Annotated in this window: 24 protein-coding genes; 12 read left to right on the top strand and 12 right to left on the bottom strand. The window is 68.5% G+C overall.

Annotation, left to right across the window (positions count from 1 at the left end; all coding sequences use genetic code 11):
• Window positions 1-22: 22 nt before the first annotated feature.
• Entirely contained in the window at window positions 23-2,182 is a 2,160-nt protein-coding gene (locus ACSZL9_RS06800; protein ID WP_446664709.1) for an acyltransferase family protein, read from the bottom strand.
• 184 nt (window positions 2,183-2,366) lie between these two features.
• Here ACSZL9_RS06800 and ACSZL9_RS06805 point away from each other — a divergent pair, with 184 nt between their 5' ends.
• Window positions 2,367-5,000 carry a CDP-glycerol glycerophosphotransferase family protein gene (locus ACSZL9_RS06805; protein WP_446664710.1) on the top strand — a complete coding sequence of 878 codons (2,634 nt, stop codon included), beginning with the start codon at window positions 2,367-2,369 and terminating at the stop codon, window positions 4,998-5,000.
• 19 nt (window positions 5,001-5,019) lie between these two features.
• On the opposite strand, the gene ACSZL9_RS06810 is transcribed toward ACSZL9_RS06805, so the two are convergent.
• The gene (locus ACSZL9_RS06810; protein ID WP_446664711.1) at window positions 5,020-6,690 is read right to left on the bottom strand and encodes a CDP-glycerol glycerophosphotransferase family protein; all 1,671 of its coding nucleotides are present in this window, start codon (window positions 6,688-6,690) and stop codon (window positions 5,020-5,022) included.
• Between the two features lie 190 nt (window positions 6,691-6,880).
• Between ACSZL9_RS06810 and ACSZL9_RS06815 the strand changes: the two genes are divergently transcribed.
• From ACSZL9_RS06815 to ACSZL9_RS06825, 3 genes are all read left to right on the top strand, one after another.
• On the top strand, window positions 6,881-7,789 hold the full coding sequence (locus tag ACSZL9_RS06815) for an acyltransferase (RefSeq protein WP_446664712.1): 909 nt from the start codon (window positions 6,881-6,883) through the stop codon (window positions 7,787-7,789).
• A gap of 45 nt (window positions 7,790-7,834) precedes the next feature.
• On the top strand, window positions 7,835-8,485 hold the full coding sequence (locus ACSZL9_RS06820) for a hypothetical protein (protein ID WP_446664713.1): 651 nt from the start codon (window positions 7,835-7,837) through the stop codon (window positions 8,483-8,485).
• A gap of 84 nt (window positions 8,486-8,569) precedes the next feature.
• Window positions 8,570-10,078, top strand: a complete 1,509-nt coding sequence (locus ACSZL9_RS06825; protein WP_446664714.1) for an aminopeptidase P family protein — start codon at window positions 8,570-8,572, stop codon at window positions 10,076-10,078.
• 511 nt (window positions 10,079-10,589) lie between these two features.
• On the opposite strand, the gene ACSZL9_RS06830 is transcribed toward ACSZL9_RS06825, so the two are convergent.
• Complete coding sequence (locus ACSZL9_RS06830) at window positions 10,590-11,291, bottom strand: L,D-transpeptidase family protein (RefSeq protein WP_446664715.1); 702 nt, start codon at window positions 11,289-11,291, stop codon at window positions 10,590-10,592.
• Window positions 11,292-11,455: 164 nt separating this feature from the next.
• On the opposite strand from ACSZL9_RS06830, the gene ACSZL9_RS06835 reads away from it, so the two are divergent.
• The 4 genes from ACSZL9_RS06835 to ACSZL9_RS06850 are packed head-to-tail and all read left to right on the top strand — an operon-like array spanning window position 11,456 to window position 14,996.
• A complete protein-coding gene (locus tag ACSZL9_RS06835; RefSeq protein ID WP_446664716.1) occupies window positions 11,456-11,962 on the top strand; it encodes a hypothetical protein in 507 nt (168 codons plus the stop codon).
• Window positions 11,916-13,280, top strand: a complete 1,365-nt coding sequence (locus ACSZL9_RS06840) for a magnesium transporter MgtE N-terminal domain-containing protein (protein WP_446664717.1) — start codon at window positions 11,916-11,918, stop codon at window positions 13,278-13,280. Before ACSZL9_RS06835 ends, ACSZL9_RS06840 begins: the two co-directional genes overlap by 47 nt.
• Window positions 13,280-13,858 (top strand): DUF1003 domain-containing protein, encoded by a 579-nt coding sequence (locus tag ACSZL9_RS06845; protein WP_446664718.1) that lies wholly within the window; start codon window positions 13,280-13,282, stop codon window positions 13,856-13,858. Before ACSZL9_RS06840 ends, ACSZL9_RS06845 begins: the two co-directional genes overlap by 1 nt.
• A 4-nt stretch (window positions 13,859-13,862) precedes the next feature.
• Window positions 13,863-14,996 carry an Mrp/NBP35 family ATP-binding protein gene (locus ACSZL9_RS06850; RefSeq protein WP_446664719.1) on the top strand — a complete coding sequence of 378 codons (1,134 nt, stop codon included), beginning with the start codon at window positions 13,863-13,865 and terminating at the stop codon, window positions 14,994-14,996.
• 177 nt (window positions 14,997-15,173) lie between these two features.
• Here ACSZL9_RS06850 and ACSZL9_RS06855 read toward each other — a convergent pair whose 3' ends face one another.
• From ACSZL9_RS06855 to sigE, 3 genes are all read right to left on the bottom strand, one after another.
• Complete coding sequence (locus ACSZL9_RS06855; protein WP_446664720.1) at window positions 15,174-15,557, bottom strand: preprotein translocase subunit TatA; 384 nt, start codon at window positions 15,555-15,557, stop codon at window positions 15,174-15,176.
• Between the two features lie 157 nt (window positions 15,558-15,714).
• Complete coding sequence (locus ACSZL9_RS06860) at window positions 15,715-16,365, bottom strand: zf-HC2 domain-containing protein (RefSeq protein ID WP_446664721.1); 651 nt, start codon at window positions 16,363-16,365, stop codon at window positions 15,715-15,717.
• Complete coding sequence (sigE, locus tag ACSZL9_RS06865) at window positions 16,362-16,997, bottom strand: RNA polymerase sigma factor SigE (RefSeq protein ID WP_446664722.1); 636 nt, start codon at window positions 16,995-16,997, stop codon at window positions 16,362-16,364. Before sigE ends, ACSZL9_RS06860 begins: the two co-directional genes overlap by 4 nt.
• Before the next feature lie 217 nt (window positions 16,998-17,214).
• On the opposite strand from sigE, the gene ACSZL9_RS06870 reads away from it, so the two are divergent.
• On the top strand, window positions 17,215-17,847 hold the full coding sequence (locus ACSZL9_RS06870; protein ID WP_446664723.1) for an O-methyltransferase: 633 nt from the start codon (window positions 17,215-17,217) through the stop codon (window positions 17,845-17,847).
• Between the two features lie 87 nt (window positions 17,848-17,934).
• On the opposite strand, the gene ACSZL9_RS06875 is transcribed toward ACSZL9_RS06870, so the two are convergent.
• Window positions 17,935-18,102, bottom strand: coding sequence for a DUF3117 domain-containing protein (locus tag ACSZL9_RS06875; RefSeq protein WP_188838882.1), 168 nt, complete (start codon window positions 18,100-18,102; stop codon window positions 17,935-17,937).
• Window positions 18,103-18,328: 226 nt separating this feature from the next.
• Between ACSZL9_RS06875 and ACSZL9_RS06880 the strand changes: the two genes are divergently transcribed.
• The 3 genes from ACSZL9_RS06880 to ACSZL9_RS06890 all read left to right on the top strand — a co-directional run bounded on the left by ACSZL9_RS06880 (window position 18,329) and on the right by ACSZL9_RS06890 (window position 21,092).
• A complete protein-coding gene (locus tag ACSZL9_RS06880) occupies window positions 18,329-19,141 on the top strand; it encodes an enoyl-CoA hydratase-related protein (protein WP_446664724.1) in 813 nt (270 codons plus the stop codon).
• Window positions 19,142-19,221: 80 nt separating this feature from the next.
• Window positions 19,222-19,653, top strand: coding sequence for an NfeD family protein (locus ACSZL9_RS06885; RefSeq protein ID WP_446664725.1), 432 nt, complete (start codon window positions 19,222-19,224; stop codon window positions 19,651-19,653).
• Window positions 19,653-21,092 carry an SPFH domain-containing protein gene (locus ACSZL9_RS06890; protein WP_446664726.1) on the top strand — a complete coding sequence of 480 codons (1,440 nt, stop codon included), beginning with the start codon at window positions 19,653-19,655 and terminating at the stop codon, window positions 21,090-21,092. The genes ACSZL9_RS06885 and ACSZL9_RS06890 overlap by 1 nt, the downstream gene beginning before the upstream one ends.
• Before the next feature lie 167 nt (window positions 21,093-21,259).
• Here ACSZL9_RS06890 and ACSZL9_RS06895 read toward each other — a convergent pair whose 3' ends face one another.
• Genes ACSZL9_RS06895 through ACSZL9_RS06915 form a run of 5 tightly spaced genes read right to left on the bottom strand, consistent with a single transcriptional unit; the run spans window position 21,260 to window position 24,623 of the window.
• Window positions 21,260-22,534, bottom strand: a complete 1,275-nt coding sequence (locus ACSZL9_RS06895) for a hypothetical protein (RefSeq protein WP_446664727.1) — start codon at window positions 22,532-22,534, stop codon at window positions 21,260-21,262.
• Window positions 22,531-23,115 carry a DNA-3-methyladenine glycosylase I gene (locus tag ACSZL9_RS06900; protein ID WP_446664728.1) on the bottom strand — a complete coding sequence of 195 codons (585 nt, stop codon included), beginning with the start codon at window positions 23,113-23,115 and terminating at the stop codon, window positions 22,531-22,533. The genes ACSZL9_RS06895 and ACSZL9_RS06900 overlap by 4 nt, the downstream gene beginning before the upstream one ends.
• Window positions 23,108-23,542, bottom strand: coding sequence for an SRPBCC family protein (locus ACSZL9_RS06905; RefSeq protein ID WP_446665116.1), 435 nt, complete (start codon window positions 23,540-23,542; stop codon window positions 23,108-23,110). The genes ACSZL9_RS06900 and ACSZL9_RS06905 overlap by 8 nt, the downstream gene beginning before the upstream one ends.
• 16 nt (window positions 23,543-23,558) lie before the next feature.
• On the bottom strand, window positions 23,559-23,855 hold the full coding sequence (locus ACSZL9_RS06910) for a DivIVA domain-containing protein (RefSeq protein ID WP_446664729.1): 297 nt from the start codon (window positions 23,853-23,855) through the stop codon (window positions 23,559-23,561).
• A gap of 15 nt (window positions 23,856-23,870) precedes the next feature.
• On the bottom strand, window positions 23,871-24,623 hold the full coding sequence (locus tag ACSZL9_RS06915; protein ID WP_446665117.1) for an LOG family protein: 753 nt from the start codon (window positions 24,621-24,623) through the stop codon (window positions 23,871-23,873).
• Window positions 24,624-24,704 lie beyond the last annotated feature (81 nt).

Below are 24,704 nucleotides of genomic sequence, written 5' to 3' on the forward strand. Positions count from 1 at the left end.
CCCGAGAGCCACTGGCGGTGGTTCAGGACACTCCGACACCGATCCGCTGGAACTCCTTCTCCAGGTAGGGCGCCAGGGTCCGCGCGTAGGTCGCGGTCATGTGGGAGGCGTCGAAATAGACCGTGACGCCGCCGATGACGGCCGGACACGTCGTCTTCGTGCAGAAGTACTTCGTCATGTCGATGGTGTGCACGCCCTTGATGCCCTTGGCCGCGGCGGTGTAGGGGTAGTGCCACTTCCACGACGTCGGTGTGCCCGAGCACTTGTCGTTCGCGCCGGCGTTCTGCGCGAGGCAGTCCGGGACGTTCTGCATGGTGTTGCCCGGGTAGGGCAGGTCGTGCAGCAACACGATCGGGGTGCCGCCGCGGGTCCACTTCTGCAGGTAACTGTGGAAGCCCGCCTCGGCCTTCTGCTCGCTGACCGCCCAGTCGTCGACGCCCTTGGCCTGCACCGACTCCCTGTTCGAGGTGATGATCAGGTCGTAGGCACCGTGCGCCGTCTGGTCCAGGACCCACTTGCCGTACTCGTGGCAGCGGTTGCTCACCTCGTCGGTGTCGAACTGCTGCCGGGTGTCGCTCGGCGCGCATTGCGAGATCAGGTATGTCGTGATCGACCAGTCGTTGCGCTTTGCGATCTCGTCCAGGGCGGGCTGCCAGTGCCCCGCGTGCGAGTTGCCGACCAGCGCCACCTTGATCGATCCGTTGCCGTAGTGGCACTTCGGCCGCTTGGTGAACGGGCGGTAGGCCCAGCAGCCATCGGCATACGCGGCCTCCTTGTCGTTCTTGGCGGCATCCGGCGCGGGCACCGGCTTCTTCGTCTGATCCTGCGGGCACCGGTCGAAACCCTTCGCCATCGAGGCTGCACCGAAGCAGGGGCCGGCGTCGCTGACGGCGGCACGCGCGGCCTGCCGCTCGGCGGTGATGTGCGCGTCGCCGGCGGACCACCAGGCGGCGGCCGCGAGACCGACCGCGACCATCGCCGGCACGCCCCATCGGTAGGTGTTGGCCAGCACGCGCGGGGAGCGCTGCTTGCGGAAGACGTCCTCGATGAACCTCTTGGACAGCCCGGCCAGCACGATCGATCCGATGAGGATCGCCCACTGGTCCAGCCGGCCGATGCTGCCGCTGACGTAGGGCAGCAGCGCCACCAGCGGCCAGTGCACCAGATAGAGGGAGTAGGAGATGTCTCCCAGGTACTGCACCGGACGCAGGCACAACACCCGGCCCAGGATCGAGGAGGCGTCCGGCGCGCCCCACAACAGCACGGCGGTGCCGACCGTCGGCAGCAGCGCCGTGTAGCCGGGGAAGTCGATGCTGCCGGTGTACCAGACCCCCGACACGACGATCGCGAGCATGCCGAGCCAGCACAGCACTGACCGCAGCCATCCGGGCGCGACCGCGGCCAACCGCACCGGGAGGGCCGCGACCATACCGCCGAGCGCGAGCTCCCACATCCGGGTCGGCGTGACGAAGTATGCCGCTGCGGGGTTCTTCGCGGTGTACCAGACCGAGACCGCCAGAGACGCGACGAATACCAGGCCGATCACGGCCAGCAGCCGCGGGCTGCTGCCGGGAGCGTCGGTGATCCTGTCGGTCGTGTCGCCCGCGCCGTCGGCATGCCTGCGTGCCCGGCTGCGGCGCACCCACCAGATCGCGAGCGCCATCAGGAACGGCCACACCACGTAGAACTGCTCCTCGACGGACAGCGACCAGTAGTGCTGCAGCGGGCTGGGCGCGTCGTCCTCGGCGAGGTAATCGACGCTGGTGCCGGCCAGCACCCAGTTCTGGACGTAGAAGGTGCTGGCCAGGACCTGTCGGGCGGTCGTCGTCCACATCGTCGACGGCGCGACCGCCCACGTTGCGATGCCGGTCGCCACCAGCACCGCGAGCGCAGCCGGCACCAGCCGCCGGATCCGGCGGGCCCAGAACACTGCGAAAGTGCGGCCGGACAACGGCGGACTCTTCAACAGCACGGCCGTCATCAGGAACCCGGAGATCACGAAGAAGACGTCGACACCGACGAACCCGCCGGTCAGTGATCCCGGCCAGATGTGGAAGATGACGACCAGCAGCACGGCAATGGTCCGCAGGCCCTGGATGTCCGGTCGGAAGCCCATCGAGGTGCCGACGACACCTCGTGATGGCGTCGAGTTGGCAGTGGATCGGGTAGCGGAGGTCGACACGACCGCAAACTCTAGGTGCCCAAGCCAAGGATTCGGTGCACGCCTTCGGTGAAAATCTCAGGTGCGCGTCTTGATGCACGTCAACACGCATACCGGCCGATGCAGGCCACCGGCGCGACACCGCACAAGGTAGCCTGCACTTTTGCCAACTGCCGGTCACCAGCGTCTGAAGAGCGAGGACTCGTTGAGTAGCGGACACCTGAAGTTCAGCGTCGTCGTGCCGCTGTACCGCACCGAAAAATACCTCGGCGAGCTGCTGGAGTCCTTCGACTCGCAGCAACCGGGTGACTACGACACCGAGTTCATCTTCGTCGACGACGGGTCCGACGACTCCTCCGGCGAGATCGCCCGGACCTGGCTGGACCGGTCCGGCGTGTCAGGCACCGTCATCCGCCAGGACAACGCCGGCGTCTCCAGTGCCCGCAACCGCGGCATGGCGGAGGTGACCGGTGAGTGGATCACCTTTCCGGACTCCGACGACCTGCTCAGTGCCAACTACTTCAAGGAGGCCGCTCGAGCGGTGGCGGAGGCCGGGACCGACGTCGCCCTGCTGACCGCGAACGTATGGCGCTACGACGAGGCCACCGGCAACCGCCAGGACGTGCACCCGCTCCGGCACAAGTTTCAGGCGAAGCACCAGTTCGTGGACCTGCAGGACCGCCCCACCTTCATCCAGACGCAGGCCGCGTCGGGGTTCTTCCGCCTCGACGTCATACGCGAGCACGACCTGTCGTTCATCGAGGGTTTGCGCGTCGCCGAGGACGCGGTGTTCGCGTCGACCTACCTGCTGCGCGCCCCGAGCACCCTGCTGGTGCCGCTGAACAAGTCGATCTACTACTACCGCCGCCGGAAGGACGCCACCTCGGCGGCCGACTCCTACCGGACCAATGACGACTTCTACTTCGGGCGGTTCAGCCGCGGATACCTGCCGCTGCTGGAGCTCGCCGAGCAGCTGGGCGGTGTGCCGCGCTGGCTGGAGAACATCGTGCTCTACGACCTGGGCTGGTACTTCCCGCGGGAGATGAACCGCGACCGCAAGGCGATCCACCTGACCACGGAGCAGAAGGCGCAGGCGATCGCGCTGCTGCAGGACGTCCTGGGGCACATCGACCCGGCGTCGATCGTCAACTACCGCCTCACCGGTATGTCGCCGGAGATCCGTGCACTGATGCTGACCCTCGGCGGCCACCCGCTGCCCGAGGTCGGGACGGTGCGGATCTCCAAGAACGTCAAGGGTTCCTTCGAGCTGTGCTACCTCTTCCAGGGCGAGCGCCCGCACGAGGTCATCGAGAGCGATGGACGGCCCGTCACCCCGCTGGCCGCCAAGACCCGCAAGCTGGACTACTTCGGGCAGGACCTGCTGCACGAGCGGATCATCCGACTGCCCGAGCTCGCCGACGTCGGCATCACTCTCGACGGCAAGCGCCGCCTGTTCCAGTACGGCAACTACTACCTCGGTTCCTCCGAGGCGACCGCTGCGCGGCAACGGCAGCGCCAACGGCCGAAGGCACCGGGCAAACGCACCCCGCTGTGGAAGCAGGTGGCGGTCCGCGCCGGCGCGGAGGCCGTCTGCTGGACCAAGGCACCGGTCCCCCTGCCCGTGGCCGTCAGCCGTGGCGTCGCCCTGCGCCGGAAGCGCTACCGCACCTTCATCCGCGACGTGTCGAAGGCGCCGCGGATCAAGCACAAGTACGACGGCGCGTGGTTGATCATGGACCGCGTCGCGTCCGGCCACGACAACGGCGAATATCTCTACGAATACCTCCGCACCGAGCGCCCCGACATCAATGCGTGGTTCGTGGTCAAGAAGGGCACCCCGGAGTGGGATCGCCTGCGGGAGCGCGGCTTTCGGCTCATCGGCTACCGCAGCTTGGAGCACCAGCTGGCGCTGCAACGTGCCGCGGTGGTCGCCTCGTCGCAGCTGGACGTCGAGGCCATCGTGCCGGTCCCGCTGGACTTCTACCCGCAGAAGAAACGGCCGTGGCGTTTCGTCTACCTGCAGCACGGCGTGCTGCAGCACAACCTCGCGCACTGGTTCAACGGCAAGGACATCGACCTGCTGACGACGGCCAGTGTCGACGAGCACGAGTCGATCGTCGCCGACGAGGGCTCCTACCGGCTGACCTCCGACAGTGTGGTGCTGACCGGGTTCCCGCGGCACGACGTCGTCCTCGAGGCCGCGGCGAAGCACCCCTACGACGAGCGCCGCATGGTGCTGATCGCGCCGACCTGGCGCAACGACCTGTTCCTGCCGAAGCCGTCCTTCGCGGCCCGGCGGGCGTTGCGCGCGCCGTTCCTGGAGACCGACTACGGCCGCAACTGGATGGGTCTGCTGGAGCACCCGGCGTTGCGTCGACTTGCCGAGGAGGGCGCGCAGATCGTCTACCTGCCGCACCCGAACTTCCGTGGCAGCACACCCGGCGTCACCTACCCCGACCACGTCACGGTGATCGAGTCGACGCCCGACATCCACGAGTTGATGTCGCAGGCGCGGGTGACCGTCACCGACTACTCGTCGATCTTCTTCGACGCCGCCCTGGCCGACTCACGCATCGTCTACTTCCAGTTCGACCGGGAGGCGTTCCTGAGCGGTTCGCACACCTACCTGCCCGGCTACTGGGACTACGAGGAGCACGGCTTCGGACCGATCGCGACCGAGCTCGAGGACGCGGTCCGGCTGACGACGGAGGGTTACAGCGTGCCGACCCAGGACTGGCCGCAGCTCTACCGTGACCGGATCGCGCGCACGTTGCCGCTGGCCGACGGCAAGTCGGCCGCCCGGATCACCGCACTCATCGAGGCAAAATTCCAGGACTGACAGTTCTTGGCTGACCGGCTCAACGACCCACTGCGGACCGAGCAGCGTCGACGAACGCCTGCACGCTGTCGCCGTCACCCAGGAAGTAGGTCCGCAGCTCACGGCGAGCGGGCAGCAACACGTCCTCCGCGTCGAGCAACGGGGCCAGGGCCTCGCTCATCTCGCCCTCCGGGTCCAAGGGGTATGCCGCCCGCAGCATCGGATACTCCGCGGGGTCCGCGTGGCACCCGGCGGGCAGCGCCACTGCCACCGGCTTGCACGAGGCGAGATAGTCCGAGGGGACGCTGGAGATGTCGGACACCATCGCGTCCGAGCGGTTGAAGTTGTCGATGACGCTCTCCTGCAGCGCCAGTGCGCTCGTCAGGTGCGGGCGCTCCGGAGTCGTGGCCGACTCCAGCAGCGCGTCGATGCGGGCGATCAGCGCGGCGCCGCTGCGTTGGCCGCGGGACAACGGGTGCGGCCGGAAGATCACCCGGGCACCGCTGTCGAGCAGCGCCTGCACGATCTGCTCGCCGTGCCCCATCGAGCTCAGGCCCATCTCCCGCACGCCCGACTGCCACGTCGGTGCGTAGAGCACGGTGCGGCAACCGGGCAGCGGGTCGAGGTTGTCCTCGACCACTGCCGCAACCTGCGGGCGGCCGACGATCACGAACTTGTCCTCGGGCATCGCTACCCCGTGCCGGGCGAACCGGTCGATCGCGGCCTGCCCTGCGACGAACGTCCGGTCGAACATGGCGAAGATCGGGTGATAGCTGGACGGCTTGTCCGAGTCACCGTGGTTGAGCTCGATGTGGACCCGGTCGAGGTAACGGACGGCGTCGGCGCACTCGCCGTGGGAGTTGACGTAGAACACTGCGCGCACGCTCGGCACCATGCACGCGTCCAGCCCGGTGATCCGCGGGCAGCTGATCAGCGGCACGTCGGTGAGTCGTGCCGCGCGCGGCAACATGTCGGGGTTCCTGGCGAGGATCGCGAACGGCACACCGACGCGTTCGAGGTAGGGCAACCACATGCGCACCTGGTAGTCACCATCGACCGGTCCGCTGAAATAGACGTAGAACTCAGGGGCGTAGTCCTGCAGCGCTGCCACCAGCCGAGCGTCGACGCTGCCCTCCCGGCGGGCCCGGATCGACGCGACCAATCGGCGGCAACACACGGCGACCCCGATCACCACCAGCACCAGGACGATGGCGTCGACGGCGTCGGGCAGCGACCAGATCGATCCCGCGATGAGCAGCAGTGCGAGCAGCGCGGCTGTGCCCGGCACGACCGGCGCCAGATTCCCCGGCTCGTGCGCGCGTGGGTCGCTCGGCACCCCCGGCAGGTTCACTGCCCGGGCACGCGGCACGACGCGTTCGTGTATGGCGTCCTGGGTGGCTCCGACGCCCAGCGCGACCGCGACGATCAGCGCGATCCACACCGACGCTGCTTCCCGCTCGCGCAGCGCGATCGCGCAGCAGAGAACCGCCACGACGGCGAGCAGGGTGATCACCGGTCCGGTGCGCTCCCGGCCGACCACGACCAAGGCGATCACCAGCAGCAGGACGAGCACACCGACGACAGCGCCCGGCACCGCCCAGATCGCTGCTCCGGTTGTGATGACTGCGAAGACGACCAGCGCCCACGGCGCCATCGCCGACCGCACCAGTCGGCGGTACTGACCGTCCACGTGAATCCTCCCGATCTTCACCGCCGCGATTGTCGCAGGTCACCGAACCGACAACTGCACAAACGGGTCAACACCGCGAGTCGTATCGCCCGGGTGAACTCTGCAGTGCCCCACCCGCGCCGGGCCGGTCGCCGTTGCACTGCACTAGCGTGGCGCCACCCCGGCATACCCCGACCGACCACTGACCGACCCCGAAACCACTGGTGCACCGATGAAAACGACTGTCCGCCTCGCTCCCTACACCGATGACAGGGGCAACCGGATCGAATACACCGGCCCGGCCGCCCCGGAGACGGCCAAGGTGACCTTCCGCGGGGACAACAACACCGTCCGGGTGCACGCGGACGCCCATGTGCGCAAGGTGAGCGTCGACTTCAACGGCAGCAACGGCACCTTCGAGCTTGGCGCCAACCCGAAGAAGCGCGCCTTCTCGGCGTCGGTGCGGGTCGGCGAGGACTCGCACGTGCGGATCGGTGACGGGGTGTCGTCGACGTCCGGAGTCATCATCTCCGCGGTCGAAGGCGTGTCGGTCGAGATCGGTGACGACACGATGTTCGCCAGTCAGAATCAGGTGCGCAGCGACGACGGACACCCCATCTTCGACGTCCGCACGGGCAAACGCATCAACCTGGCCCAGTCCATCCGGATAGGCCCGCACACCTGGCTCGGCTGGGGTGTGATCGTGCTCGGCGGTGTCGAGATCGGCGAGGGCACGGTCGTCGGTGCGAACAGCCTCGTGACCCGCAGCCTGCCGAACAACGTCGTCGCCGTCGGGCAGCCGGCGAAGGTCGCGCGCACCGACATCGCGTGGGAGCGCCCCCACCTCGGACTGACCGAGCCGTTCTACAAGCCGGATGCGTCGACAGTGGCCAAGACGAAGTACTGGCGCCGCACCGACACCTCGAACGCTCCCGACCTGCCGACTGCGGCACCCGGACCGGCCGCGACACGGAACAGCACGACACCGAACAGCACGACACCGAACAACAGGTCACGCAGCATCTCGGCCCTGAGCACCACGGTTCGCGCCGTCGGGCCCCGCGCCGACAAGGCACTCACCCGCGCGCGCCACCGGGCGAGCCGGCTCGTTGCCCTGTGCCGCGGCCGCCGGACCAGCTGAGGCTGCTCGCGGGCTCCCGGCGTTGCTCATTTAGGATCGCGCGACATGAGCGCATCGCTGTCCTCCCGCCCACTTCTGCTTGCCGCGGCCGGGCTGGCGGTCGCCGGGCTGACCGGTTGCTCCGCGCTCGGTGGCGGCTCGGACAACTCCGCGTCCGGCGCCTCCTCGGGCAGCACCTCGAGCCCGCACGTCTCGGTCCCGACGACCGTCACGGCGGCACCGACAGCCACCCCGAGCACGTCCGCGCCGACCGGCAGCATCAGCAGCGACGACAACACGTTCTCCCTGGTGTCACCCACCGGCTGGAAGCGGATGAACGCGAAGCCGGCGACCCTTGCCATCAAGGCGCCCAAGCCGCAGGACAAGGTCACCACGAACTTCAACGTCGTTGTCCAGAGCCCGAAGCCGGTGCCTGCGCTGGACGACGTGGTGACCCAGGCCGAGATCGCGTGGCGCCAGCAGGGCGTGCACATCAAGGACAAGCCGGACCGCACTATCGGCGGGCTGCCCGCTCGCGGTTACAGCTTCGACCGCAAGGCGCACGGCGCCGAATTCACCCAGACGCAGTACTTCGTGGTCTTCCGCAGCCATGTCTACTCGATGACGATGACCAGTGCTTCGACGTCGGACGCCTCCGGCGGTGCCGACCAGGCCCTCAACGCCATCTTCTCCACCTGGGCGTGGAAGCAGCACTGATTTCTGTCGTGATCGGCGGCTGCCGGCGGACCGTTTCCGGAGCGCTTCGTCCGTGCGGACCGCCAGCGTGCAACGATGGAGTGCGTGAGTGAGAAGCAGCAGAAGTCAGCGTCCCGCAGCCAGCCGTCGCCGGAGGCCTTCCGGTCGTTCATCAGCACTGGCTGGGCACCGCGCAGCGACCAGACCCCGGCACGCGCGGACGTCGCCGACTACGCCGCCAAACGCCGCGAGCAGGTGTCGGAAGCGTTCCCCGGCGAGCGTCTCGTCATACCGGCCGGCGGGCTGAAGGTCCGCAGCAACGACACCGACTACATCTTCCGGCCGCACTCGGCCTTCGCCCACCTGACCGGCCTCGGTGCCGACCGCGAGCCGGACGCCGTGCTGGTGCTCGAGCCGCGCGACGGCGGCGGGCACGACGCGGTGCTCTACTTCCGCCCGCTCGCCGGGCGCGACACCGAGGAGTTCTTCGCCGACTCCCGTTACGGCGAGTTCTGGGTCGGTGGCCGGCCCACGCTGGCGGACATCGAGGCCGAGCTCGGCGTGATCGCACGCCACATCGAGGAGTTCACCGACGCCGTGGCCAAGGACGCCGGCGAGATCGGCGTGCGCGTCGTGCGTGACGCCGACGCCGACGTCACGGCCACAGTCGACAAGGCCCGCGCCGCGGAGGCCGAGGCCGAGTCGGCCGTCGAGGAGCGGGTGGAGGCCGACGCCGAGCTGGGACGCCTGCTGTCGACGTTGCGGCTGGTCAAGGACGCCTGGGAGATCGAGCAGATGCGCCAGGCGATCGACGCAACGGCAGAGGGTTTCGAGGCCGTCATCGCCGAGCTGGCCGAGGCCGTCCGCCGAGGTCGTGGCGAGCGCTGGATCGAGGGCACCTTCGGGCTGCACGCGCGCCATCGCGGCAACGGCGTCGGCTACGAATCCATCTGTGCCGCAGGCGATCACGCCAACACGCTGCACTGGATCAAGAACACCGGTGAGGTGCACGAGGAGGACCTCGTGCTGCTCGACGCGGGCGTCGAGGTCGACTCGCTCTACACCGCCGACATCACGCGCACGCTGCCCGTCGACGGCACCTACAGCGAGGCACAGCGCAAGGTCTACGAGGCCGTGTATGCCGCTCAGCAGGCCGGCATCGAGGCGGTTAAGCCGGGCAACAAGTTCTCCGACGTGCACGCCGCCGCCATCCGGGTGATCGCCGAGCACCTGGCCGAGTGGGGTCTGCTGCCCGACGGTGTCGACGTCGAGGGCACCCTCGACAAGGAGAACGGGCAGTTCCACCGTCGCTGGATGGTGCATGGCACCAGCCACCACCTGGGCATCGACGTGCACGACTGCGCGCTGGCGCTGCGCGAGGACTACATGGACGCCGAGCTGCGGCCGGGCATGATCCTGACCGTCGAGCCGGGCCTGTATTTCAAGGCCGACGACGAGTTGGTGCCGGCCGAGCTGCGCGGCACCGGTGTGCGCATCGAGGACGACCTGTTGGTGACCGAGGACGGCCACGAGAACCTCTCGGCCGGCATACCCAGCAAGCTGGAGGACGTCGAGGCGTGGATCGCGCGGATCCGCGACGGCGCCCGCGACTGACGAGCGGACCCGTCGAAGGCCCACGATCGTGCGCCGATCAAACGCACACTGATGCGTTGACCATCCGGTGCACACCTGCCGGTGCGGCACATGGCACGTCGGACAAGACATGAGAACGGCTGGTGCCGACGCTCCCCGTTAGCGTCGGCACCAGCCGGTTTCCTCCCCATATGCTCCGGCCTGCAAGGGCCGGAGGCGAGTCCCCTCGGTGCTGATATTGGGTAGACGTCGCGGATCCGGATTTCGTTGCATCAATTTCCCGGACGTGTCCCTTTCGTTACCGGAATTGTTCTCCGCACCCCTCCCACACAGACTTTCCCTTTCCCGCCAATGACGGCTTCCTCGCCGAGTGACGGCGAAATTTCGCCGTCACTCGACGAATGCGCCGTCACTCAAGCGCGAACCGACCCAGCGCCGACGCACCGCGAGCTCGCGAGCGACGGCAACAGGCATCGAGAACGCAACCGAACGACAAGCGGACGCCGCGCTGCGAGGAGTCGCAGCAGAGGATTCAGTACACGCAGACCTGCCGGCCGTTCTTCATGTAGCCGGACCGGATCAGCATGTCCTGGGCCGAGACCGACAGACGGCAACAGCCGTGCGAGGCGTTGTATGTCGGGATGCTCGTCGAGCCGTGGATCGCGATGCCGCCGTTGAAGTAGTAGGGCTTGTACATCGACCCCAGAGCCCCGGTCTGCCAGCCGTTCACGTGGCTGTAGACGGAGAACTTCCCGCTCGGAGTGCGCCCGTCATACCAACGACCCCACGCGTAGAACGGCTTGTTGGCGCCCGTACTGGTGTTGAGCGTGTAGCGCACGGTCGAGCCCCAGACGACCAGCAGCAGCTGCCGCGACTTGTCGATCTCGATGCGGTAACCGGCCCCGTAGCGGGCAGGACGGCGATAGTTGGACGCGGTCTTCGCCCAGGTCAGCGGTCCGACGATGCCATCCCTGACCAGCCCCCACACCTTCTGCAGGGCGAACACAGCCTGCTGGGTCTGTGCCCCGAAGATGCCGTCCGCCGCGCCACACCAGTAACCGACGGCGTTGAGGCGCTTCTGCAGATAGGTCACGCTCGAGCCGCGGCTGCCGTATTTGACGGTCGGCCGCGTCGCCGCTTCGGCACTGCCCGCGGTGGCCACCCCGACCACGGCAAGTGCGCCTACTGCGGCCGCCCCGCCGAGTGCCTGCCGACGTGCGATTGTTGTATCCATCTCTTCCCCCAAACATCCCCCGAGCCGCTCGGCTAGCGACTCTGCTGAGCTCGCCCGACGACGTCTTGCCGTCGTGGCTCATGGGGTATGACGCAACAAGAGCGTATTTGGTTGTCCACTCGTCCAGTCGAATTTTTTCCGAGGCCGCAGATAGGCTCGAGCACATGTCGGAAGTGACTGCCGCACTGGCCAAATCCAAGGTCGCGTGGCTGCTGCTGCCACCCGACGTCACGGTGCCCTGCTGGTATGCCGCGTCCGGTTCGACGGCATACCTCGTCGGCGGCGACGGTGAGCAGAGTCTGCCGACATTGCCCGAGAGCCTGCGAATCATCCTGCGTGACAAGGCAACCCGGCAGAGGGTCGGTCCGGTGCCGGCGCGTGCCACGCGCATCGAGCCCGACTCCGCGGACTGGGAGACTGCGACCTCAGCACTGCTCGCCGCGCGGCAGAACAACCCGCCCGAGGGGCTGCGCGAGCATTGGGCGTCTCAGTGTGTTGTCTGGTCCCTCGACGTCGACTCGGAGGTCCCGCCGGAGCAGGAGCCGGCGGCGGGCCAGCCGACCGACGCACCTGCCGGAACACCAGGCGAGACGCCTGCCGACATACCAGACACGACAGCTGGCGATGGCCACGCCGGTCCGGAGCACCGCACACCCGGCCCACCTGGCTAACCTTTCGCAGGTGAGTAACCGTGTCTTCGTCGCCAGGATCGCCGGACTCACCGTGCTGGACCCGCTCGGGGACCGCGTGGGGAGGGTCCGCGATGTCGTCATCAGCTTCGGCGGCTCCGAGCCCCGAGCGATCGGCCTGGTCACCGAGGTGCCCGGCAAGCGACGGGTGTTCGTGCCGATGACCCGAGTGACGAGTGTCGACGCCGGCGCTGTCATCACCACTGGCCTGGTCAACATGCGGCGCTTCGAGCAGCGAGCCGGCGAAACCCTCGTGCTGGCAGAGCTTTTCGACCGCAAGGTGCAGGTCCGCGAGGACGGTGCGACGTTCGTCGGTCTCGTCGAGGACGTCGCCATCGAGCAGAATCTGCGGCGCGACTGGGTGTTGGTGAAGGTCTTCGTCCGTCGGGTCGACGGCGTCTCGTCCGCGTCGAAGGCGATGTCACGGCTCACCCGTCGCCGCAGCGGGCGGACGACGCTGGTCGACGCCTGGGACGTCACCGGCCTGCACCAGCAGGCCAGTGCGCAGAGCGCCGAGCGGCTGCTCGAGGAGTATGACGACCTCCGGGTTGCCGACCTGGCCGAGGTGATCCACGACCTCAACCCCAAGCGCCGGTCCGAGGTCGCCGCCGCGATGGACGACCACAAGCTCGCCGACGTCCTGGAAGAGCTGCCCGAGGACGATCAGATCGAGATCCTCGTCGGCCTGGCCACCGAGCGTGCGGCCGACGTCCTGGAAGCGATGGAGCCGGACGACGCCGCCGACCTGTTGTCGGAGCTGCCGTCCGAGCAGGCCGAGCAGCTGCTGCAGCTGATGGAGCCGGACGACGCGGCGCCGTTGCGTCGGTTGCTGACCTATGACGAGAACACCGCGGGCGGTCTGATGACCACTGAGCCGGTGGTGCTCGGTCCGGAGGCGACGATCGCCGAGGCACTCGCGGTAGTGCGCCGCGAGGAGCTGGACCCCGCCCTGGCATCCGCGGTCTTCGTCAGCAGGCCGCCGCTGGAGACCCCGACCGGCCGCTTCATCGGGCTGGTGCACACCCAGAAGCTGCTGCGCGAACCTCCGCAGACTGCGCTCGGCACGATCGTGGACAAGACGATCGAGCCCGTGGGGGCGGAGGCTCCGCTCGGCGAGGTGACGCGGCAGCTGGCGACATACAACCTGGTGAGTATGCCGGTGGTCGACGACCTCGGCCGGCTGCTGGGCGCGGTCACCGTCGACGACGTGCTCGACCACATCCTGCCCGACGACTGGCGGGAGGCCCGGCACGATCCGCGGCCGGCCGACGCCCCGGCGACCGATGAGGAGGTCATCTGATGGCCGACCGCGACGACGAGCGCCGCAAGGGTCGCCGCCGGCGGGAGACCGACCGCCTCGACCAGCCGCGCGAGGCGGAGCGCCGGTGGCTACCGCGGGCACCGATGGACTCCGACACGTTCGGCCGTTTTGCCGAGGACTTCGCGCGTTTCATGGGCACCGCGCAGTTCCTCGTCTGGATGACGGTGTTCGTGATCCTGTGGATCCTGTTCAACCTGATCGGGTTGTTCGGTCTGAAGTGGGACCCCTACCCGTTCATCCTGCTCAACCTCTTCTTCTCCACCCAGGCGTCGTATGCCGCCCCGCTGATCCTGCTCGCACAGAACCGCCAGGACGACCGCGACCGGGTGGCGCTGGAAGCCGACCGGGCACGCGACGAGCGCAACCTGGCCGACACCGAGTTCCTCACCCGTGAGGTCGCCTCGCTCCGGCTGGCGATGCGGGACACCGCCACTCGCGACTTCGTCCGATCCGAGCTGCGATCCCTGCTGGAGGAGATGGAGGAACGCGGCTACCTGCGCGCGGAGCAGCCGCCGGACGACCCACCTCGGGGTGACCTACAGCACGACCTACCATGAAGTTATGCCCACCCCTTCAATGGACGCGATCCGTAATGCTCTGGCCGAGGTGCAGGATCCTGAGATCCACCGGCCGATCACCGAGCTGAACATGGTCGAGTCGGTCGACATCGCCGACGACGGCAAGGTCACCGTGACCATCCTGCTGACCATCTCCGGCTGTCCGATGAAGACCCGATTGCAGACCGACACCTCCGAGGCGGTCAGCAAGGTCGAGGGCGTCACCGCCGTCGACGTCCGGCTCGGCGTGATGTCCGACGAGCAGCGCACCGCGCTCAAGGAGCAGTTGCGCGGTGGCCAGGCAGAGCGTGAGGTCCCCTTCGCCAAGCCGGGCTCGCTGACCCGCGTCTACGCCGTCGCATCCGGCAAGGGTGGTGTCGGCAAGTCGTCGGTGACCGTCAATCTCGCTGCGGCACTTGCGGATTCAGGGCTTCGCGTGGGTGTGGTCGATGCCGACATCTACGGCTTCTCGGTCCCTCGCATGCTCGGTGTGGAGAACCGCCCGACCCAGGTCGACGACATGATCCTGCCACCGGAGAGCCAGGGCGTGAAGGTCATCTCGATCGGCATGTTCGTGCCCGGCAACCAGCCGGTCGTATGGCGTGGCCCGATGCTGCACCGCGCCCTCCAGCAGTTCCTGGCCGACGTGTTCTGGGGCGACCTGGACGTGCTGCTGCTCGACCTGCCGCCCGGCACCGGTGACATCGCCATCTCGGTCGCGCAGCTCATCCCGAACGCCGAGGTGCTCGTCGTGACCACCCCGCAGCAGGCCGCCGCCGAGGTGGCCGAGCGGGCCGGCGCGATCGCCCTGCAGACCAAGCAGCGGGTCGCCGGCGTCATCGAGAACATGTCCTGGATGGAGCTGCCCGACGGCACCCGCCAGGAGATCTTCGGCAGCGGCGGCGGCCAGCAGGTCGCCGAGTCGCTGACCCGGTCGATCGGTGCTCCGGTCGAGTTGCTCGGTCAGATCCCGCTCGACGTGACGCTGCGTGAGGGCGCCGACCACGGCACCCCGGTGGTGCTCGGCCAGCCCGACTCCCCCGCCGCCGTCGCGCTCCGCGGCATCGCCAAGGGCCTGGGCACCCGGTCTCGTAGCCTGGCCGGCCGTTCGCTCGGCCTCACTCCCGCCGGTCGCTGATCGCGGGCACTCGCCTACGCGTGCACAACCCTCAACGGTTGCGGGTTGTGCGCGCCATACCCGCGAAATTCGCGCATAACCCTCAACAGTCGCAGGTTCTGCGCGCTATACCAGCCAAACCTGTTCATAACCCTCAACAGTCGCGGGTTGTGCACGCCGGACTCGGAGCAGAACGGGTCAGGTCGCGTCGTGGTCGAACGGCGTGGCGCGGTCGGGGTCGAAACGGTGCGGGTCGTATGACGGGCCGGTCGCGTACTGCGGCTCCGGGTCAGCAGCGTCGCTCGTGTCGCTGTCGTCGTCCGTCGGCTCGGGATCGAGCAGGGCGTCACGGACGATCTTGCGCGGGTCGTACTGCCGCGGGTCGTAGGCGCGCCAGTTGATGTCCTCGAACTCCGGACCCATCTGGTCCTTCAGCTGCGACTTCGCACCCTCGGCCATGTCGCGTGCCTGCCGGATGTAACCGCGCAACTTGCCGACATACTCGGGCAGGCGATCCGGGCCGATCAGCGCAGCAGCGAGCCCGATGAGGATCAGGAACTCCCATCCGCTGATGCCAAACATGTCGCGTCGATCCCTTTCGCCCTGAAGTCAACGTGCCGCCATCCGGAGGCGGCCCCATCGGAAGCCGCCCCACCAGAAGTTGTGGCCGACCGATTGTCGCACCTGCGCAGGGTCGATCCGGCGGCGACCGGCCGATGAGTGTCGCTCACCGGTTCGATCAGCGATCGGGCAGCGCCGCGGCCTGCTGGAACGTCGGCACCTGCTGCGTCAGCGTGCCGCTGACCTTGGCACGTCGTTGCGCAGCCTCGGTGATCTGCGGTGAGTGCATGTTGCGGACCAGAGCGGCGCGGTCGACCGGCTCCTGCTGGGGGTTCTTCGGCCCTTGCGCAACACCCGTCGCCGTCGACGCGACCAGCGCGACGCCGACACAGCCGGCGACGGCGAAGAGTGCGCAGGCCATCGACTTGCGCGCCGATTGGTATTGCGGCGGCGCCGTGCACGTCACCAGCGCAGGTGCCGGACGTGCCGTGCCGGCAGAGGTGCCGCGCCCGACCGGTGCTGCACCGAGCGGAGCCCCCGTGTCGCTCGATGTATCGGTCGACGCGAGGGAGAGCAGCCCGGCCATCAGCTGCTGGTGGCCGCCGGAGTCGAAGGTGACCGCCCGCAACTGCTCGATGATCGCGCGCTCCTGCTGCACCGCGTAGCGACAGTGCTCGCACACCGTGAGGTGTATGTCGGCGCGGTATTGCTCGTCGGCCGACAGCATGCCGTCGACGTAGTCGGCGACCCGGTCGCCGAGGTGATTCTGCCCGCCACGAAGCACGTCCGGTTCTGCGCGAGCGAAGGGTTCCCGCGCGAAGAGCGTCACTGCGTGGCCCCAGCGGGAGACAACGACGGCACGCCGACCCGGCGGCGAGCGGCCGGGCGATTCTCCGGGGCGCGGTGCGCCAGCGCCTCGCGCAGTTGGGCGCGACCGCGGTGGATCCGCGAGCGCACGGTGCCCAGCTTGATGCCCAGGGTGGCCGCGATCTCCTCGTAGGACAGGCCCTCGATGTCACAGAGCACGACGGCGGCGCGGAAGTCCGGGGCCAGCGCATCGAGCGCGCGCTGCACGTCGTCGTCGAAGTGCGCGTCGGCATAGACCTGCTCGGGGCTGCCGTCGCGACTGGGCAGTCGCGCGGCGGCGTCGTCGGCGAGCGCGTCGAACCGGATGCGCTGCTTGCGGCGCATCTTGTCCAGGAAGACGTTGGTGGTGATGCGGTGCAGCCAGCCCTCGAAGGTCCCCGGGCGGTAGGAGTGCAGCGACCGGAAGACTCGGACGAAGACGTCGTGCGTCAGGTCCTCGGCGTCGTGCACGTTGCCGGTCAGTCGGTAGGCCAAGCGGTAGACACGCGCCGAGTGCTCGGCGACGATCTCCTCCCAGGTCGGCGGCTCCCAGCCGGGTGGCGCCACATCGGGCACCTCGGTCTTCACTGCACCCCGCAGCAGTTGGTCGGTCATCGCTTCGCGTCCATCCGTGTCGTCGACCTTGCTTCTGAGGACTTATTCTCCGGCAACAACCTGTGGGGCTGCTGTGCCGTTCGTGTGGGCGACTGTGTAAGGCCGGTGCGCGCCCTCGTCATAGCCAACGACACGGAACGTCGGATCGTTACCACGTGGCGGAAGTTACTTCCGCCCGGTTCGGCGACAGGCGTGCTGACGGGCTAGGTTCGGTGGCATGTCATCACAGCGAGCGGCCAGTTGGGGGTATGCCGAGGAGTTCGTGCCCGAGCCCGAGATCATCGAGCGGGCTCGCGTGCGCGGCGAGCAACTCGGCTGCACCCCGGTGGGCTCCGGCACGGGACCGGCGCTCCGACTGCTGACCGCGGCCACCCGCGCCAGGGCGGTCGTCGAGATCGGCACCGGTGCCGGCTCGTCCGGCCTGTGGCTGCTCGCGGGTATGCCCGCCGACGGCGTGCTGACCACCATCGACATCAAGGCCGAGCACCAGAGCGCCGCGCGGAAGGCGTATGCCGAGGCCGGCATCGCACCGGCCCGCACCCGCATCATCACCGGCAACGCCCTGCAGGTCATGGGCCGGCTGGCCGACGGCGGCTACGACGTGGTCTTCGTGGACGGCCATAAGCCGGACTACCCGGCATACGTCGACGCGGCGTCCCGGCTGCTGCGCCCCGGCGGCCTGCTGCTGATCGACAACATGCTCTGGCACGACCGGGTTGCCGACCCGGCCGTGCGTGACGACACCACCGTGGTGCTGCGCAACCTGGGCAAGCAGTTGCGGGACGACACCGAGTGGACGACCTCGATGCTGCCGGTCGGCGACGGGTTGTTCGCCGCCGTCAAGGTCTGAGCCCGACCGGGAGACGGCCGGTAGGAGACAACGAGAGGCCGCGCACCTGTCGGTGCGCGGCCCTCTCGTTGATGCCAGTGTTCAGCTTCAGCCGATGCAGCCCTTGATGGCGTCACCGAGTGCTTCTGCCTCCTCGGCGTTCATCTCGACGACCAACCGGCCACCGCCCTCGAGCGGCATGCGCAGGAGAATGCTGCGGCCCTCCTTGGTCACCTCAAGAGGCCCGTCTCCGGTCCTCGGCTTCATTGCCGCCATCGGCTTCCCCTTCCGTCCGCGCGGCTCCAATCCACGGCCGCACCAGTGCCACGCGGTGGTTTCGACGCCGGGGGTCCGGCGGGTGCGACCAACAGTCCTGCGCATTATTTCAGTTTCCGCGCCGGATCGGGAAATCCTCTTCCCCGGATACGCTGTGAATCGACCCGCTCAGCACTCCGATCCGACCGCTGAGCGACCACCCCGCCAGCGAAGGAGCACCCCGCAGATGACCGAATCTGCCCCCGAATCCGCCAGCTCACCCGTAGTCACCGAGCGCGCGGACGGCGTCGCCACCGTGCGGCTCAACCGACCCGACGCGATGAACTCCCTGAACATCGCGACCAAGGAAGCGCTGCTCGCCGCGCTGCAGGATGTCGCCGCGGACGACGCCGTGCGGTGTGTCGTGCTGACCGGCACCGGCCGTGCGTTCTGCGTGGGACAGGACCTCAAGGAGCACGTCGGCCTGCTCGCCGAGGGCTCCGACGCGCTCTTCACCACCGTCGAGGAGCACTACAACCCGATCGTCACGCTGCTGTCGACGATGGACAAGCCGGTCGTGGCGGCGGTCAACGGTGTCGCAGCCGGCGCAGGTGCAGCATTCACCTTCGCCGCCGACCTGCGGATCGTGTCCGACGCGGCGGGCTTCAACCTGGCGTTCACCGGCATCGCGTTGTCCAGCGACTCAGGGTCCTCCTTCTGGCTGCCCCGGCTGGTCGGTGCTGCCAAGGCCAAGGAGCTGTTGCTGATGCCCCGGACCGTCGGCGCCGAGGAGGCGTTGCAACTCGGCCTGGCCACCCAGGTGGTCGCCGCCGACGACTTCTCCTCGACCGTGCAGGACCTGGCCGTCCGGCTCGCCGCCGGACCGACGAAGGCGTATGGCGCCATACGTCGTGCGGTGGAGTTCTCCGCGACGCACACGCTGGCCGAGTCACTGGCCCACGAGGCGGGCCTGATGAACGCCACGGGCGCGACCGCGGATCACCAGGCGGCGGTCGACGCGTTCCTCGCCAAGCAGAAGCCGGTGTTCGAAGGCCGTTAGGACAGCGCGGAATTGGAGACGGGGGTGGTGCTTGTGATGGCGGTCACGTCGCGTTGCGCCGTACATGAAAGACTCCTGCCATGGCAGCACTGATCTGGTTCGCAGGCGGCGTGCTGCTGGCGGCTGCGGAGGCCCTCAGCGGCGATTTCGTCCTGCTGATGCTCGGCGGCGGCGCCTTGGCGGCCGCGCTCGCGTCGTTCCTCGGGGCGCCGTTGTGGCTGGCGACCATCGTGTTCGCGCTGGTGTCGGTCGGCCTGGTCTTCGGCATCCGCCCCATCATCAAGCGGCACCTGCTGAGCTCGCCGGCCCTGCCGACGGGCATCGAAGCACTGCGCGGGCAGGAAGCCACCGTGCTCGCCGCGTTCGGCAACGACGGCGGGCGCGTGCGTATCGGCGGCGACGTCTGGACCGCCCGGCCCGCCGACGAGAACGACACGTTCCGCAGTGGTGAGAGCGTGATCGTCCAAGACATCGACGGCGCCACGGCCGTCGTGAGAAGGGGAGATGCCTGATGGCAGTTCTGATAGTTGTGGCAGTGATCGTGATCCTGGTGATCGCGGTCGTCGCGAAGTCGGTCGCGTTGATCCCGCAGGCGGAGGCGGCGGTCATCGAGCGGCTCGGCCGTTACACCAAGACCGTGTCCGGGCAGCTGACGCTGCTGGCGCCGTTCGTCGACCGGGTGCGTGCGCGGGTCGACCTGCGTGAGCGGGTTGTGTCCTTCCCGCCGCAGCCGGTGATCACCGAGGACAACCTGACGGTCAACATCGACACCGTTGTCTACTTCCAGGTCACCGACCCGCGGTCGGCGGTCTACGAGATCAACGACTACATCGTCGGTGTCGAGCAGCTGACGACCACGACGCTGCGCAACGTCGTCGGTGGTATGACGCTGGAGGAGACGCTGACCTCCCGCGAGACCATCAACGCCCAGTTGCGCGGGGTGCTGGACGAAGCGACCGGCCGCTGGGGACTGCGGGTGGCCCGAGTGGAGCTGAAGTCGATCTTCCCGCCGCCGTCGATCCAGGAGTCGATGGAGAAGCAGATGAAGGCCGACCGCGAGAAGCGGGCGACCATTCTGGCGGCCGAGGGTCACCGGGAGGCTGCGATCAAGTCGGCCGAGGGTGACAAGCAGGGCCGGATCCTGCAGGCCGAGGCCGCCAAGCAGGCCGCGATCCTCGAGGCCGAGGGTGACCGGAAGTCCCAGGTGCTGCGTGCCGAGGGTGAGCGCGCCGCCAAGTACCTGCACGCACAGGGTGAGGCCAAGGCGATCGAGAAGACCTTCAACGCGATCCGCGCCAGCAAGCCCACACCGGAGCTGCTGGCCTACGAATACCTGCGGCAGTTGCCCGAGATGGCCAAGGGCGAAGCCAGCAAGGTCTGGGTCATCCCCAGCGACTTCGGTTCTGCTCTGCAGGGATTCGCCAAGTCATTCGGCATGCAGGGCGACGACGGCACCTTCCGATACGAGGTGCCGGCGCCCGAGGAGCGTGCGCCGATCGACGACGAGGAGGTCGCCGAGTGGTTCACCCTCGAGCGCGACCCGGTGGTTGCCGAAGCCGTTGCTGCCGCCGAGGCCGTCGCCCGGCAGACCACCGATATGGATGAGGAGCGGGCGTCGAGCCGCACCAAGCATTCACACTCGTCCACCTCGAGCACTGCGCCGTCGACGGCGCCGTCGACGTCCGGGCCAGCAGCGCCGACGACCTCCGAGCACGACGACAGTGGGTCCGAGGGCCGGCTCGACCCGAACACCACCCAGGCGCAGCCGCAGGTGACCGGTCAGGGCGAGCGTTCGCAGATCGCCGGCCCGCCGCCCGGCTACCCGCCGCAGGGCGTGCAGTTGCCCGGGCACCAGCCGCAGGCCGCGCCGCAGCCGCCGCCTCCCGGTCAGCAGCCTGGTCAGCAGGGTCAGCGTCCGCACGACCCGCAGGAGGGCGGTCCGCAGCAGTAGCTGACGGATCGGACCTCCCCGGGCCGAAAGGCTCGGAACGCACTCGAGAGGCTCAGCGCACCGGCCGGCTACGGCCGATGTGGCTGGGCCTCTCGGCGTTGTGTGAGCCTCTCGGCCAATGAGGTGTATGGCGCGAAGGGGGCCGCTTCGCCATACCGCAGCGGGCCTCAGATCGGGTCGCCGCTGATGTGCCAGAGGATCAGCAGTGTCCAGCACCACCACACCTGCCAGCCCAGGCCGAGCACGACCCAGATCGCCGTCCGCCAGCCGACCAGCAACCGCTTGGCGCGGTCGGTCCAGCCGGCGCCCACGAAGACGATCAGGATCGGGAACATGAACAGCAAATAGCGGTAGGTGCTGGTCCACGCGTCGAGCACGGCCAGCAGGTAGAAGCCGTAGGCGAGCAGCCAGGTGCGCATGATCGGGCCCATCGCGTCGGCCCACGGTCCGACCGTGATCGCCACGAATCCGAGGATGAGCACCGCCAGCACCAGACCGGCGAGCACGCCGTTGCCCAGCAGCGCGTCGAAGTTGGCCGCCCACGGCTGGAAGTAGATGATCTCGCCGCCGGTGCGCCAGGCCGCCATCGTCTGGGTGTATGCCGAGGGGTCACCCGTCCGCAATGCGGCGATCAGCGGCCACAGGCCGCCGGCGACCCCGCACCCGACCAGCGTGGAGGCCATCCCGACCCATTCACTGCGCGCGATCGGACGTGTCTCGCGCTGCCGCCAACGCAGCCAGAGCGCGACGAGCGCGACCACACCGAGCGGCACCGCGACGGGACGGGCCAGGCCGGTGGCCAGCGCGGCCGCGGTCGCCAGCCACCACTGCTCACGCTGCAGCGCGAGCAGCGCACCGATCAGCAGCACCAGGGCGAGCGACTCGGTGTAGGTCATCTGCAGCACCGGCGACGGCGGCGACGCGGCGAAGACACACACCACGCAGAAGGCGACCATGGGGCCGACCTTGTCGCGCACCAGCACGGCCATCAGACCGACCGCCACACCGCCGAGCACCAGCGACAGCAGCGAGCCGACCACCGCGAACGAGCCGCCGGTCAGGTGCATCAGCACCCACACCATCGCGGGATACATCGGATAGAACGCCCATTGGTTCTGCTCGACCGAGCCGCCGAGTTCGGGCAGCTGCGACGGGTAGCCCTGCTCGACGATCATCTGATACCAGCGGCCGTCCCAGACGTGGGTCATCTCCCAGTAGTCGTGGTGTCCGGTGGAGTAGAAGATGAAGCTCAGGTCCTGGTGCGGCGCAACGAGCTGCATCACGACTGCGGAGAAGAGCCGCAGCACGACATACGCGACGAGAGTGCACAGCAGCAGTCGACGCTGCACCAGATCGACGCCGCGGGCTCGCCACGTCTGCATCCTGCTCGGGGCGGGCTCGCTGACCGTCGCCGATGCCCGCTCGTCCGTCGTCGCGGTCATGCTCTCCCCCGGAAGCAGCCGACGACGTGGTCGTCGACCAGGCCGCACGCCTGCATCGCGGCATACATCGTCGTCGGGCCGACGTGGGCGAAGCCCGCGGCCTTCAAAGCCTTTGCCAATGCACGGGATTCGGCGGTCTGCGTCGGAGTCGTGGCGATGTCGGCGGGCTGCTCGTGCGTCGCCGGGACGTGTGCCCAGACCAGCTCGTCGAGACCGCCGGAGTCACGCAACCGCAGCACGGCGCGAGCGTTGGTGATCGCCGCGTCGATCTTGCGCCGGTTGCGCACGATGCTCGTATCCTCCATCAGCCGCTGCACGTCGTCCGGGCCGTATGTCGCAACGACCTCCGGGTCGAAGTCGGCGAACGCAGCCCGGAACGCCGGGCGCTTGCGCAGGATGGTGATCCAGGCCAGCCCGGACTGGAACGCCTCCAAGGTGATCCGCTCGTAGAGGGCGTGCTCACCGCGGACCGGCATGCCCCACTCGGTGTCGTGGTAGTCGCGGTAGTCGTCGCTGCCGTCGGCCCAGGCACAGCGCAGTCGGTCATCGGGCCCTCGCACCAGCGAGGATCGCTCAGCCATGCTCGGCCTCCCGCGCAATGGCCCGCACGACGTGCCGATAGAGCGGTATGGCGGCCAGCCGAGACAGTGGCGCAGTCGCACGTCGCAGGCGCGCCGGCGCAGGCCCGACGTCGGTGGTCCAGCGCAGCCGCGAACCGGATCCGACCGGCTCCACGTCGAGCCTTGCGCGCCCGCCGAGCACCCGACCCAGCTTGGTCAGCTCGACGCAGCCGCGCTCCCCCGGTGGTGACCAGCGAGTGACCACCATCGGGTCGTCGAGGTGCAGCGGTCCGAGCCGGGTCGTGGCATGCAGCCGCTGGCCGACACCGGTGGCACTCGAGTCGACCTGCACAGTCGTCAACGGGAAGAAGCGTCCGTGGCCGGACCAGTCCGTCGCCACCTGCCACAGTCGTGCGACGGGCGCGGACGACCCCTCGGCGAACACCATGTCGCGCACGGCGCGCTCAGTCGCGCACGGGCCGGCTGCCGTCGGCCCGCAGCATCGCGATCTCGTCGTCCCGCGCCTCCAGCTCGGCGCGCAGCCGGTCGAGCACCTCGTCGACCTGGCCCATGCGGTAGCCGCGCAAGGCCTGATCGAAGCGGACCTGCTCGATGTCCTCGGGGGTGACCACCCCGCGCGGCAGCGACTCGAAGGGTGAGGTGCCGGTCGGGTCCTCCAGGTGCGTCCCGAAGTGCCCGAGGATCGCGAAGACCACCAGGCCGATGATCACGACCAGGAGCGCGATGAGGAAGACGATCACAGCGTCAGGGTAACCTCACCCGCCGACATCTTCGCCGTCCGAGGTGATGATGCGCACGGCCTCGGCGGGGTCGTCGACGACCTGCAGCCGGTGGATGTCCTTCTCGGCGACCATGCCCTCGGCATACAGCGTGTCGCGGATGAAGGTGATCATCGGCGTCCAGAAAGCCTTGCCCAGCAACACGATCGGGAAGCTGGTGACCTTCTGGGTCTGCGCGAGGGTGACCGCCTCGAAGAGCTCGTCGAGCGTGCCGAAGCCGCCAGGCAGGACGACGTAGCCCTGCGCGTATTTCACGAACATCGTCTTGCGTGCGAAGAAGTAGCGGAAGTTGACACCGAGATCGACATACGGGTTGAGGCCGGACTCGAAGGGCAGCTCGATGCCCAGCCCGACGCTGGTGCCGCCTGCTTCGAAGGCGCCCTTGTTGGCCGCCTCCATCGCACCGGGACCACCGCCGGTGATGACTGCGTAACCGGCGTCGGCGAGCAACCGGCCGAGCTCGATGCCCTTGGCGTAGTAGTCGCTGTCGGGCTTGATCCGTGCCGAGCCGAAGACGCTCACCGCCGGGCCGATCTCGGCGAGCGTGCCGAAGCCCTCGACGAACTCCGCCTGGATGCGCATGACCCGCCAGGGGTCGGTGTGCAGCCAGTCGGTGTCCTGGGACTGGTCCAGCAGCCGCTGGTCGGTGGTGGTGGCTGGGACGTGGCGGCCGCGCAACGTGGTCGCACCCTTCCGGTATGCCTCGGCTTCGTTGGTCACGAGGCCCAATCTCTCACGCCGCTCCCCCGCGCCGAGTGACGGCGTGCCCGTCGCGTGACGGCGGTATGACGCCGTCACTCGGCGAGGAAG

The organism is Flexivirga sp. B27 (assembly GCF_052905685.1).

Coding starts and splice junctions, on each gene's coding strand:
- ACSZL9_RS06820 (WP_446664713.1), top strand. CDS start 7,835: ATGAGCGCATCGCTGTCCTCCCGCCCACTTCTGCTTGCCGCGGCCGGG.
- ACSZL9_RS06850 (WP_446664719.1), top strand. CDS start 13,863: ATGCCCACCCCTTCAATGGACGCGATCCGTAATGCTCTGGCCGAGGTG.
- ACSZL9_RS06875 (WP_188838882.1), bottom strand. CDS start 18,102: ATGGCGGCAATGAAGCCGAGGACCGGAGACGGGCCTCTTGAGGTGACC.
- sigE (WP_446664722.1), bottom strand. CDS start 16,997: ATGACCGACCAACTGCTGCGGGGTGCAGTGAAGACCGAGGTGCCCGAT.
- ACSZL9_RS06895 (WP_446664727.1), bottom strand. CDS start 22,534: ATGACCGCGACGACGGACGAGCGGGCATCGGCGACGGTCAGCGAGCCC.
- ACSZL9_RS06835 (WP_446664716.1), top strand. CDS start 11,456: ATGTCGGAAGTGACTGCCGCACTGGCCAAATCCAAGGTCGCGTGGCTG.
- ACSZL9_RS06900 (WP_446664728.1), bottom strand. CDS start 23,115: ATGGCTGAGCGATCCTCGCTGGTGCGAGGGCCCGATGACCGACTGCGC.
- ACSZL9_RS06815 (WP_446664712.1), top strand. CDS start 6,881: ATGAAAACGACTGTCCGCCTCGCTCCCTACACCGATGACAGGGGCAAC.
- ACSZL9_RS06830 (WP_446664715.1), bottom strand. CDS start 11,291: ATGGATACAACAATCGCACGTCGGCAGGCACTCGGCGGGGCGGCCGCA.
- ACSZL9_RS06870 (WP_446664723.1), top strand. CDS start 17,215: ATGTCATCACAGCGAGCGGCCAGTTGGGGGTATGCCGAGGAGTTCGTG.
- ACSZL9_RS06880 (WP_446664724.1), top strand. CDS start 18,329: ATGACCGAATCTGCCCCCGAATCCGCCAGCTCACCCGTAGTCACCGAG.
- ACSZL9_RS06885 (WP_446664725.1), top strand. CDS start 19,222: ATGGCAGCACTGATCTGGTTCGCAGGCGGCGTGCTGCTGGCGGCTGCG.
- ACSZL9_RS06890 (WP_446664726.1), top strand. CDS start 19,653: ATGGCAGTTCTGATAGTTGTGGCAGTGATCGTGATCCTGGTGATCGCG.
- ACSZL9_RS06845 (WP_446664718.1), top strand. CDS start 13,280: ATGGCCGACCGCGACGACGAGCGCCGCAAGGGTCGCCGCCGGCGGGAG.
- ACSZL9_RS06840 (WP_446664717.1), top strand. CDS start 11,916: ATGGCCACGCCGGTCCGGAGCACCGCACACCCGGCCCACCTGGCTAAC.
- ACSZL9_RS06855 (WP_446664720.1), bottom strand. CDS start 15,557: ATGTTTGGCATCAGCGGATGGGAGTTCCTGATCCTCATCGGGCTCGCT.
- ACSZL9_RS06905 (WP_446665116.1), bottom strand. CDS start 23,542: ATGGTGTTCGCCGAGGGGTCGTCCGCGCCCGTCGCACGACTGTGGCAG.